At 35.2% G+C, this 12320-nt stretch carries 11 protein-coding genes; 8 read left to right on the top strand and 3 right to left on the bottom strand.

What is annotated here, in order from left to right; genetic code table 11:
- Positions 1-66 precede the first annotated feature (66 nt).
- Complete coding sequence (typA, locus tag DZ858_RS00295; RefSeq protein WP_117157589.1) at positions 67-1863, top strand: translational GTPase TypA; 1797 nt, start codon at positions 67-69, stop codon at positions 1861-1863.
- Between the two features lie 54 nt (positions 1864-1917).
- On the opposite strand, the gene DZ858_RS00290 is transcribed toward typA, so the two are convergent.
- Positions 1918-3219, bottom strand: coding sequence for a glycosyltransferase family 39 protein (locus DZ858_RS00290; RefSeq protein WP_117157588.1), 1302 nt, complete (start codon positions 3217-3219; stop codon positions 1918-1920).
- 76 nt (positions 3220-3295) lie between these two features.
- On the opposite strand from DZ858_RS00290, the gene DZ858_RS00285 reads away from it, so the two are divergent.
- From DZ858_RS00285 to DZ858_RS00260, 6 genes are all read left to right on the top strand, one after another.
- The gene (locus tag DZ858_RS00285) at positions 3296-4297 is read left to right on the top strand and encodes a GNAT family N-acetyltransferase (RefSeq protein ID WP_239990689.1); all 1002 of its coding nucleotides are present in this window, start codon (positions 3296-3298) and stop codon (positions 4295-4297) included.
- A complete protein-coding gene (locus tag DZ858_RS00280; protein WP_117157587.1) occupies positions 4294-5400 on the top strand; it encodes a DegT/DnrJ/EryC1/StrS family aminotransferase in 1107 nt (368 codons plus the stop codon). The genes DZ858_RS00285 and DZ858_RS00280 overlap by 4 nt, the downstream gene beginning before the upstream one ends.
- Before the next feature lie 91 nt (positions 5401-5491).
- Positions 5492-5857, top strand: coding sequence for a four helix bundle protein (locus DZ858_RS00275; RefSeq protein WP_117157586.1), 366 nt, complete (start codon positions 5492-5494; stop codon positions 5855-5857).
- A gap of 45 nt (positions 5858-5902) precedes the next feature.
- Positions 5903-7204, top strand: coding sequence for an O-antigen translocase (locus DZ858_RS00270; protein ID WP_117157585.1), 1302 nt, complete (start codon positions 5903-5905; stop codon positions 7202-7204).
- Positions 7205-7239: 35 nt separating this feature from the next.
- On the top strand, positions 7240-8691 hold the full coding sequence (locus DZ858_RS00265; RefSeq protein ID WP_158548328.1) for an O-antigen translocase: 1452 nt from the start codon (positions 7240-7242) through the stop codon (positions 8689-8691).
- Positions 8692-8786: 95 nt separating this feature from the next.
- A complete protein-coding gene (locus DZ858_RS00260; RefSeq protein ID WP_147309549.1) occupies positions 8787-9437 on the top strand; it encodes an acyltransferase in 651 nt (216 codons plus the stop codon).
- A 15-nt stretch (positions 9438-9452) separates the two neighbouring features.
- Here DZ858_RS00260 and DZ858_RS15195 read toward each other — a convergent pair whose 3' ends face one another.
- Together DZ858_RS15195 and DZ858_RS00250 are read right to left on the bottom strand one after the other, a co-directional pair.
- On the bottom strand, positions 9453-9944 hold the full coding sequence (locus tag DZ858_RS15195) for a DapH/DapD/GlmU-related protein (protein ID WP_117157582.1): 492 nt from the start codon (positions 9942-9944) through the stop codon (positions 9453-9455).
- Positions 9945-10027: 83 nt separating this feature from the next.
- Entirely contained in the window at positions 10028-11164 is a 1137-nt protein-coding gene (locus DZ858_RS00250) for a glycosyltransferase family protein (protein ID WP_117157581.1), read from the bottom strand.
- 47 nt (positions 11165-11211) lie between these two features.
- On the opposite strand from DZ858_RS00250, the gene DZ858_RS00245 reads away from it, so the two are divergent.
- Positions 11212-12318 carry a glycosyltransferase gene (locus DZ858_RS00245; RefSeq protein ID WP_117157580.1) on the top strand — a complete coding sequence of 369 codons (1107 nt, stop codon included), beginning with the start codon at positions 11212-11214 and terminating at the stop codon, positions 12316-12318.
- The last annotated feature ends 2 nt before the right edge of the window (positions 12319-12320 follow it).

Below are 12320 nucleotides of genomic sequence, written 5' to 3'. Positions count from 1 at the left end.
AATATATAATTAGTTGATATTTCATTAATAAACAGTACTTTTGCACGCCTAAAAATTGGTAACATTATGAACATTAAAAACATCGCCATTATTGCGCACGTTGACCACGGTAAAACTACCTTGGTAGATAAGATTATGCACCACTGTAGTTTGTTTCGTGAAAACGAACAAACCGGGGAGTTAATTTTGGACAATAATGATTTGGAGCGTGAGCGCGGTATTACAATTACCTCTAAAAACGTTTCTGTTACGTATAAAGACACAAAAATTAATATTATCGATACTCCTGGTCACGCCGATTTTGGTGGTGAAGTGGAGCGAGTATTGAATATGGCCGATGGAGTTTTATTGTTAGTAGATGCTTTTGAAGGTCCGATGCCGCAAACTCGTTTTGTATTGCAGAAAGCAATCTCACTAGGTTTAAAGCCATGTGTGGTTGTAAACAAAGTAGATAAAGATAACTGTACGCCAGATGAAGTACATGAAGCTGTTTTCGATTTAATGTTTGAATTAGGTGCCGAAGAATGGCAACTAGACTTCCCAACCGTATACGGTTCGGCTAAAAATAACTGGATGAGTGACGATTGGCAAAAGCCAACCGACTCTATCGAGCCAGCTTTAGATATGGTATTAGAACATGTTCCTTCTCCTAAAATTGAAGAAGGTACCACTCAATTATTGATTACTTCATTAGACTATTCTTCTTTCACCGGGCGTATTGCTATTGGGCGTTTACAGCGTGGTACATTGAAAGAAAATATGCAAGTTACTTTGGTAAAACGTGATGGTACTAAAGTAAAATCTAGAATTAAAGAATTACATACATTTGAAGGTTTAGGCCGCATAAAAGTTGAAGAAGTTCAGGCAGGTGATATTTGTGCCTTGGTTGGTCTTGAAGGATTTGAAATTGGTGATACCGTTGCAGATCTTGAAAACCCAGAAGCATTGAAAACCATCGCTATTGATGAACCAACAATGAGTATGTTGTTCACCATTAACGATTCACCTTTCTTCGGAAAAGATGGAAAATTTGTTACATCTCGTCACGTAAGAGAACGTTTAGAGCGTGAATTAGAGAAAAACTTAGCATTGCGTGTAAACCCAACCGACAGTGCCGATAAATTTTTGGTATTTGGTCGTGGGGTATTGCACCTTTCAGTTTTAATTGAAACCATGCGCCGTGAAGGATATGAACTTCAAATTGGACAACCACAGGTAATCATCAAAGAAATTGATGGTAAAAAATGTGAGCCAGTTGAAGAATTAACAATCGATCTTCCTGAAACCGTAAGCGGTAAAGCCATTGAAATGGTAAGCTTGCGTAAAGGTGAAATGTTAAGCATGGAAGCCAAAGGAGAACGAATGGTTTGTAAGTTTAATATCCCGTCAAGAGGAATTATTGGTTTGCGTAACCAATTATTGACCGCTACAGCAGGTGAAGCTATTATGACACACCGTTTCTTAGAATACCAACCCTTAAAAGGAGGTATTCCTGAAAGACAAAACGGTAGTTTAGTGTCTATGGAAAAAGGAAAAGCAATACCATATTCTATTGATAAGTTACAAGATCGTGGTCGCTTTTTCGTAGATCCGGGAGAAGATATTTACGAAGGTCAGGTTATTGGTGAAAACAGCCGTCAAGATGATATGACTGTGAACATAACAAAAACCAAGAAGTTGAGTAACGTACGTTCTTCTGGTGCAGATGATAAAGCCAAAATTGTACCGGCAATCAAATTTTCATTAGAAGAAGCGTTGGAATATATTCAGAAAGATGAATATGTTGAGGTTACGCCAAACCACCTGCGACTTAGAAAAGTGTACTTAAAAGAAGTAGATAGAAAAAGAAATAAGATAATGTAATTTATTTCTGAAATTTTATAGAAAAAACCACTGTCATTTTTGATGGTGGTTTTTTTATAGGTGTGTTTTTCTTTTGGCAATATAATGAGTGCTTATACTGTTCAATAAAATAAAAATCACAAAAAACAGCACCCAATCATTATAAAAAGTAAACCGTTTTAAGGTGTGCATTCCCACAGCTACAATAGCTATATTGCTTATAGTGACACACGTTACAAAAGCAATAGCTTTAAATCGGTTGGTATTTGAGACGTTTATTTTACTAATTCCGAAGAGAAATAAAATAACAAATAGCAACACGTATTTTGAGTTTTCAAATCCGTAACTGAAATTTTTAATATACAGCGAAAGCCACTTTTTAAAATTGTCTTTTATCAATGGTATGGCCATTGCCGTAGTCGTTTCATCAACTTTAATTAAGGCATCATCTTCCGAAAGTTCTTTCTCGTACCGCTCTTTCCCGATAGGATAAATTGTGCCATTTGCAATTTTTGCAAAATTGGCTATATAGTGTGAGATAACATCTTGCCCTTCAGAAATGGCAGCAGCTTCATTAAAGTTATTTTCTTCAATTTCGGTGTAAATAGCATTGAAATAGGCTTTTTCTTCTTCCGAAGTATAAATAGCTACATCTTCTTTATCGGCTACATACATCGCTGGAGCCAACAGATGGATTCCGGTCCAAGGGGTATTGGTAAAATGACCGTGCACGATTTTATGGTAGGTGCTGTCAGTTAACGAAACCACAAAAGGCAGTAAAACCAAAACGATTAGATGTGGAATGTTCCGTTTGAATGTTTTTGATTTGTAACTTACCCAAAACAGGATCACCAAACCGATAGGCACAAAATACAAAAACTGTTTTCGCGTTAATAAAAGTATAAACAGGAAGATGAGAGCATAGCTTAAGTTTTTTGTATGCTCCTTAAAAAAGAACAATAAAAAATGAGCGGTCGTCAATAAATACAGTGGGTAGGCAATTGCTTCTGTAAGTATGTTGTTTGCAATTTTATGGTTGTACACATATGGAATTAATAAAATACCAGTCAACAGCAAATACCAAAAAGTTTGTAAAGAGATGTGTTTTCGTAGCTGGGTGATAAAAAACCAAACCGATGCCAGTCCTAACAGCAGTTGTAATACCTTTAAAGCTGTTTTATAATAATCACCAAAAATAGCTAGAACAGTATTTACAAAAAGCGGATATACCGGCGTGCGGTTAAACCAAACATCAATATAACCAAGGGAGTCTGGCTGTAACGCTATAGGAGAAATAAACACAAGGATGGAAACAGTACAAAACAGGGCGCCCACACAAAGATTAAACTGCTTATCAATAAAATTCAACAACGCCATATAGTATATACTTGTAAAACCGTTGCTAAAAGTAAAAATAATTTTAGTTTTACATGGCGTAACCAATATTAGTTTCTTGAATACACCGAAAAATAAAAACAATCCTGAATTTCAGGTACAAAAATATACTACTTCGCATAAAGCGGAATGGAATGATTTTATCGCCTCGGCAAAAAACGCAACCTTTTTATTCAACCGAAACTTTATGGAGTATCACAGTGATCGATTTGAAGATTTTTCATTGATGGTCTATAAAGATGAAAAGCTTTACGCTGTTTTACCGGCAAATAAAAAAGGAGATACGGTTATTTCGCATCAAGGATTGACGTATGGAAGTTTTGTGTTACAGGAAAAAGGGAAACTATTAGCTGCTTTTGAAGCTTTTAAAGCTGCGCTCGAATTTTTATATACTGAGGGAATTAAAACCCTTGATATTCGTGTCATCCCAACTTTTTACAACACCCTTCCAGCAGATGAATTATCGTACTTTCTTTTTAAAGCAAATGCGACCGTAGTAAAGCGTGATGCATTAATGGTGATTGATTATGAAAATAAATTACGATTTCAGAAAAACAGACGAGAAGGCATTAACAAAGCGATCAGAAACGGGTTAACAGTACAAATTGATGATAATTACGAAGGATTTTGGAATGAAATTTTAATCCCAAACCTTCAGAAAAAACACAGAGTTAAGCCTGTTCATACACTAGAAGAGATTAAATTGCTAGCATCCCGTTTTCCTCAGCATATTAAACAAGTAAGTGTCTATAAAGACAAAAAAATAGTCGCCGGGACAACGGTTTTTTTAACTAAAACCACTATTCATCCGCAATATGTTTCAGGGAATGTAGATAAAAACACCTACGGAAGTTTAGACTTGGCGTACGACTTTATCATTAATCATTTCAAAACTGATAAGCGGTATTTTGATTTTAATATTTCAAGCGAAGAAAACGGTAAGCATTTAAATCAAGGGCTTATTTTCTGGAAAGAAAGCTGTGGTGCACGTACGTTTACAGCAGATAATTACGTTGTAGAGACTGCTGTGTATAAAACTTTAGACCTATCATTGATATGATTCCATTTTTAGATTTACATAAAATCAATGCCCGTTTTGAAGCTGAATTTCAGTTGCGGTTTAAAGCATTTTTAGATTCTGGATATTATATTCTAGGAAACAATGTCAGTTCTTTTGAAACCAGCTTTGCTGAATACTGCGGAACAAAACATTGTATTGGAGTTGCTAACGGATTAGAAGCCCTACGATTGATTTTAGAAGGCTATAAGGTGTTAGGAAAGCTACACGAAGGTGATGAGGTCTTGGTAGCTTCAAATACCTACATCGCTACTATTTTAGCCATTAAACAAGCTGGAATGACTCCAGTTTTGGTGGAAGCTGAATTGGAAACATACAACTTCAATATACAAGCGTTGGAAGGAGCGATTTCTGAAACCACAAAAGCCATTATGCCGGTTCATTTATACGGACAGTTGGCTCCGATGGACGCGATTTCAAAAGTGGCAAAAGAAAATAACTTATTAGTGATTGAAGACGCCGCACAAGCTCACGGAGCAAAAAATACAAATGGTAAACGAGCCGGAGATTTGGGAGATGCAGCTGGTTTCAGTTTTTATCCCACCAAAAATTTAGGTGCCTTAGGCGATGGTGGAGCAGTTACAACGAACGATGATGAGTTAGCCTCCGTACTGTGGAAACTTCGTAATTACGGCGCTTCTTCAAAATATGTAAATGAATTAACCGGTTTCAATTCCCGGTTGGATGAAGTACAAGCAACTTTTTTAAATGTAAAATTACCGAAGCTCGATGCTGATAATGAACGCCGACGCAATTTGGCGAGAAAGTACATTTCTGAAATAAATAATAAAAAAATCACGCTTCCCGAATGGGATAGCAGTGATAATCATATTTTTCATTTGTTTGTGGTTCGGGTAAAAGACCGTACAGACTTTATAGAATATTTAAAGGAGAACGAAATAGGAACATTAATACATTATCCCATTCCCCCACACCAACAAGAGGCGTTACCAGAGTATAATACGTTATCATTTCCAATTACGGAGCAAATCCATAATGAAGTAGTGAGTATTCCAATAAGTCCAGTGATGGGTGATGAAGAGGTAGATGAGATTATTTTAGTTTTAAATGGTTGGCAGGAATAGAGGGTAGTTTCTAGTGGGTAGAGGGTAGTGAAATAGAGAGTAGGTATTTGAATATAGTGGACATTTTAATTGTTAACTAAAGATAATTTTTATGGAACCAACTAAATTTAATTTTGAAGATTTAAAAGTATATAAAAAATCGTTGGATTTTGTGGATATGGTTTATGATATTACTGATGATTTCCCAAAAGAAGAAATGTATCGGCTTTCTTCTCAATATATTCGGGCGGCTATCTCCATATCATTGAATATTGCCGAAGGTTCCGGGGATACAGATAAACAATTTAACCGTTATTTACAGATTTCGGGTAATTCGATAAAAGAATGTGTTGTTTGTTCCACAATTGCAAAAAGGAGAAAATATATAACTGAGGACAAAGATAGGAACACACGCGAAAAACTCGTGGAACTCTCAAAAATGACTAGTAGCTTGCAAAAATATCTCAGAAACAAATAATAAACCATTTACTAACCACTATAAACTACCCACTACCAACTAACCTTGAAAATCCCAAAATTTATACGCGACAACCTACTTTTAAAGATGACCTCTTTAAACGCTGGGGTTATCGTTATACGGTTATTTGTTGCTTTTTTTCTACAACGAGAGTTGACTGATATCGTTGGGAAAGCTGGATACGCAAAAATCGGTTCATTGCGTAACTTGTTACAAATGTTAACGTCTATTACCTCGTTTGGTATTTTTAATGGCGTAGTAAAATATGTAGCAGATTATAAAGATGACAGTGAAAGGCTTCAAAAACTGTTTTCAACTGCCTTTGTGTTTACTGTTTTGGGTAGTGTCACTTCGTTTACAGTATTATTTTTTGGGGCTGGCTTTATTAGTGAGCACCTTTTTTATACCCGCGATTTTGAATACATCGTTAAAATAGTGGCCGTTGTGGCACCTTTTATTGCGATACAACGCGTATTTAACGGAATTGTAAATGGCCTGTCTGATTACAAGAAATTTGCAAAAATAGAATTAGTTGCATACTTGTTAGGAGCTACGTTAACCTTACTAATGTTGTATCAGTATAGCATAGATGGAGCGTTGCTTGCTATTGCGCTAATTCCGGTTATTCAGGTTGCTGTGATGCTTTTTATTTTTATAAAAGTGCTTCGCGAGTATCTACATTTTTCCAACATTTCGTTTAAAGCACCCTATGCAAAAAGCTTATTGGCCTTTTCATTAATGTCCTTTGTAGCAACTGTACTGGTAAGTTACGTGGAAATAGATATTCGTTCTATGTTAGCCAAACGATTGAGTGCAGATGATGCAGGTATATGGACTGGGATGACTACGCTTTCAAAAAATTATATGGTGTTTTCAGGGGCTATATTTACCTTATATGTGATTCCTAAATTTACTGGATTAAAAACAGAGTCAGGTTTTAAAAAAGAACTGTTTAACATCTATAAAACTCTGTTGCCGTTATTTGGTGTCGGAATGGTGGTCATCTATTTTCTACGCTTTCAATTTATAGAATACATCTTCATCGATTTTGACGAAATGGCTCCGTTATTTAAGTGGCAATTGTTAGGCGATTTTATAAAACTGGCCGCTTTGGTACTACTACACCAGTTTATTGCAAAGAAAATGGTGCGTAATTTTATTTTTACTGAATTATTTTCGCTTGCTTTATTCTACGGTCTTTCCTATTTGTTAGTAGATGAATACGGAGTGGAAGGTGTGGTAATAGCACATTTTATTCGGTATATACTGTATTTTTTCTTGGTCTTTTTCTTGGTGATGCGCTATTTTAAAAAGCAAAAGAATAACCCTGAAGCCTTAAAACCATAACGATGCAACCGTACAAAAACTCATTTAGGCATGTTATGAAAGCCACTTCGTTATTTGGCGGGGTTCAGGTTTTCAACATTCTTATTTCTATTGTGCGGTCTAAGTTTATTGCGTTGTTTATCGGTCCTACAGGAATGGGGATTGCCAGCTTGTTTAACACGACCCTTAATGTGGTGGATGCTGTTACCAATCTTGGCCTTAATCGAAGCGCGGTCAAGGATATTTCGTACGCCAAAGAAAATTATAAAGCCAATAAAGTAGCCCGGACAATTCACGTTTTAAAACGCTTGGTTTGGTTTACAGCAGTTATTGGAGCTGTTTTAATGATGATAATGTCACCTTGGTTGAGTGAAATAGCTTTTGAAAGTAAAGAATATACTGTTTCGTTTATTTGGCTTTCATTAGCGCTTCTTTTTAAACAGTTTACACATAGCAATTTGGCCATTTTACAAGGATTGCAAAAGCTGGTTAATTTGGCCAAAGCCAATTTAGTAGGGAATACGGTTGGACTTATTATAACCGTGCCGTTATATTATTTTTTCAGAATAGAAGCCATCATACCGGCTATTATCATTGCTTCGCTTATCAGTTTTGTGATTACGCTGTATTACACCAACAAAACCAAAGTTGAAAAGGTATCACTGACCAATAAAGAAGCCTTTTCCGAAGGGAAAGAGATGATTCACTTGGGCGTTACGTTGAGTGTAAGTAGTGTAATAACGTTGATTGCGGCGTATGTTATTCAAATTTATATTAGTAATGAAGGTGGGGTCGATTCGGTTGGGTATTACAATGCGGGGATGATGATTTTAAACACATACGTAGGGTTGGTGTTCAATGCAATGAGTACGGATTATTTTCCGCGTCTTTCGGCAGTTTCTAATGCCATTGAAAAAATACGAAACATAGTTTTTGAACAAGCGTATGTTGCAGTGTTAATTATTGTCCCGATTATTGTCATATTTGTTGCTTTTGCACCCTTTTTTATAACATTGCTGTATAGTCAAGAGTTTACACCAACTGTACAATTTGTAAGTTGGGGTATTTTAGGAATGTTGTTTAAAGCGGTTTCCTTTTCATTAGGGTACATTATTATTGCGAAAGGTGACTCCAAAATATTTATCAAAACAGCTATTGGGTTTAATAGTATTTTAGTGGTTATGAATATCATCGGATACACCTATTGGGGACTTGAAGGCCTAGGGATTAGTTATTTTATCTATTTTATTATTCATTTTATAGTGATTTGGCTCATAACTTATTACCGTTATAATTTTACATTTAGAAAAGAGTTTTATTACATTTTCGGAATTTCTATCGTACTTTGTACTCTTTCGTTTTTACTGTCGTTTGTAGAAGATGATGTGTTGAAATATATTTCCTTAAGTGTGATGATACTAATTTCAAGTATCTTTTCAGTCTATAATATTGACGAAAAAATAGCGATACGGGATTTGATTCAAAACTTTTTCAGAAGAAAAAAATAATGGCCGGATTAAGGATGACATATAGAAATTTTAAAAAGAAGCTGAAGCTAGATCTTTCGGTAAACTGGTTTGCTACGTGGTATTTTAATTTAAAAATGTTTCCTTTTTCTACAGCAATAAAGCTTCCTGTTTTTTTCTACGGGAAAATCCGTTTTTCGAATTTAGATGGAGAAATGATAATTGATGCACCTATAACCAAAGGAATGATAGGTTTTGGGCAGCATTTTGAATTTCCATCAACCTCTAAAGGAACGGCAGAACTTTTTTTACAAGGAAAAATGATCTGTAAGGGAAATGTGCATATAGGCAAAGATGTTTGTATTAAAATTATAAAAGGCGCTGTATTAGAAATGGGTCATATGGCTTGTTTCGGATCAGATGTTAGAGTTGTTTGCACCAATAAAATAAAGCTTGGTAACTGGGCTGGTATCGGGTATCAATCTCAATTAGTAGATACTAATTCACATCCTATGTTTAATACTGAAACAAGAGAGAATTATCCTTTACATGGTGAAATAGAATTAGGGAGTTATAATGCGGTATCTAATAAAGTCAGTATTATGTTACATACAAAAACCCCAAATAATTGTGTAATCGCTTCAAACTCTTTGTGTAATAAAGATTATAGTAATCTGGGAGAAAATATTTTATTAGGTGGAATCCCTGCAAAAAAGATAAAGGATAATTTTAACCGAGATTGGGAAAGCGAAAAAGAAATCTTAAAACAAAATAAGATTATTTGGTAACAATATCAAGCAGCGTTAACTGTTCTTTTTATAGAATTTAGCTGGGTTTCCAAACCAAGTTTCGTTAGCTGGGATATCTTTATTAATAAATGAAAGTGACCCCAAAACACTATTATCGCCTATAATAATACCGTGTTGAAGCACACAGCTAGTACCTATAAATACATTTTTTCCAATAGAAGCTCCGCCAATTTGTTCATGTTCCGTGTTGAGGTTGTTACTCATCATTTTTGGACATATATAGGTGTTATCTCCAATGTTTACACCTCTAGCTAAAATACTATCATAACGTACTGTTACATTGTTCCCAACCTTACAGTCGCCAGAAGAAGAAACCCTTGAATCTATATAACAACCCTCACCGATTATAGTGTTCTTTCGAAGTTCTACATAGTTTTTGATTACTGTATTATCACCTATAACAACACCGTCCTCAATAATGCAAAAGGCTCCAATTGTTACATTTTTTCCAATGGTTGCTTTATCTGAAATTATAGAAGTATTCAAAATGTAATTTTTTAGTATTTGAAAGCAAATTTAGAAGAAAATAAATAGAAACTTAATTTGTAAAGGAAAAGAAATACTCTTTTTTAATTGTTTAGCCAAGTTTCTACATACTTTTCAGCAACCTTAATAAAATGATGTTCTTTTTCAATAAACTTCCGCGCATTTTTAGATATTCCAGTAAGCTCCGATGGATTTAAAATCAGTTGCTCCAAATCGTTGTAAATAGCTTGCGCATCGGGTAATGCATTAATCGCAACTTGTTTTTCTAAGTTGTAGTATTCAACAAACTCTTTTTCAGCACCGGTAAAGACTACTTTTCCTTTGGCCATTGCTTCCAAGGCATTGTACCCTTGATCAAAACCTAATACTTGATCTAAGACAATATGAGCTTTGTTATAGAGTTCAATATATTCAGCGTAGGGAACACTTTCTACTGTAATGATTTCAATTTTATCAGCGTACTTCTCGTTTAATTTGGAAAGTGCTGCTTCAAAATAATCGCTTCCTTTTTTGTAATAGTTACTTCGGTTTATACCGTGAAATATCACAATTTTATCTTCAACAGAGAAAGGAATATATGGTAATTCTTCAGTATTGATAGGGTTTGGAATCAACCCTACATACAACGGATGTCCTTTCATAGGGATGTGGTAATCCATATCGGTAGCAATCACTCCTGAAATATGCTGAAACACAAATTCGTGCAACGATTTAAACTCCGGCTGGATGTATTTTAAAACAGGATCGAATTCTTTTTCTGAAACTTTACCTTCAAACAAAGGGCTTAAAATAGAGTAACGGAATTTTTTATCATATGCATATTTTACACTGATGTAATCCGTTCCGCAGGACAGTAAAAACAGTTTTTTGTTATGTTCTGCCAGAAAAGACACTACTTCCTTTTCAATTTTTGGCGTAACCCCCAACGGACTTTCATTGATAAGCTGCACCACATCGTAACCTTTTAGGTTTTCAGAATGACTAAAAAATTGTTTTTTAATAGCTTCCGCAGCAAGATCAATATTGAACAATTTGTAGAGCAATACTTTCCACTTTTTAGCAAGACCGGAGGTGTATTTTCTATTCAGTTTAATGTCAACCGGATAATTTTTAAAATAATCGCCGCAACCAATAATAGTGACGTCGTGCCCCACTGCAGTTAACCCTTCTTTCAAGGAGTTATGCAACCGACTGTATTCGCCTACGAGGAGTATCTTCATAAATGCGTTATATTTGCTGAAACGACCCACCAAAAGTACAATTATTTATGGCCAGTAAGCAACCGTCTACAAAAATTAAAGTCTGTTTGGTGGCTATTTCATTGGGAAGAGGAGGAGCAGAGCGTGCCACAGCGTTACTGTCCAGAATGCTTCATAAAAAGGGTTTTAATGTCTCCATTGCTATCTTAAACGATATGGTGGATTATCCGTACGAAGGAAAATTATTCAATCTAGGAGCATTGAAAACAGAACCAGATACGCTTTCAAAACGATTGGCGCGGTTTAAAAAACTAAAAGCTTTTTTTAAAGAAGAACAGTTTGATTATATAATTGACACCCGCAGTAGAGGCTCAGCAGCCAAAGATTTGTTTTACCTTCACTATTTGTATAAAAAACAGCGAATTATTTATGTGGTGCATAGCTTTAATATTTTTCAGTATTTTCCGAAACAGCAATGGCTTGCAAAGAAAATGATTAATAAAGCAGAAGCTGTGGTTGGGGTTTCAAAAGCTATTTCAGAAAAAATAAATACTGAATTTGAAACTAATAAAGCTATAACTATTTACAACCCTTCTGAACCCTTTTCTGAAAAGGAAACTGAAAATCCTTTTTCAGAAAAATACATTCTCTATTTGGGGCGTATCGAAGAGAAAGTTAAAAATTTCACGTTATTATTAGAAGGCTATAAGGCCTCAAAGCTTTCGGGAGGTAATATTTATTTAAAAATAGTAGGTGATGGTCCTGATGTAGATTTTATACAACAAAAAATACAAGAAATGGGGCTTAGCGAAACAGTAACGTTATATCCGTTTACCCCTGCTATACTTCCGTATGTAAAAAACGCCTTATATTTAACCTTAACAAGCAGGTACGAAGGTTTTCCTATGGTTTTAATTGAAGCACTTTCAGTGGGTACTCCGGTACTTTCCGTACATTGCGAAAGCGGGCCAGATGAAATCATAGTCAATAAAAACAACGGCTTATTGATTGAAAATCATTCGGTTGAAGCATTATCAGAAGCTATGAATACCTTAGCTTTTGATGAAGATCTATATAAAACCTGTAAAGAGAGTGCCCCAGAAAGTATTTCGCATCTAACCATGGATGCTATTGCTGAAAAATGGGCAACGGTATTAAAAAATAAACACCTTTAATT

Source organism: Marixanthomonas ophiurae, assembly GCF_003413745.1.
In the GTDB taxonomy this organism is placed as follows: Bacteria; Bacteroidota; Bacteroidia; order Flavobacteriales; family Flavobacteriaceae; genus Marixanthomonas; species Marixanthomonas ophiurae.
This window is presented reverse-complemented; position numbering and strand designations above follow the sequence as displayed.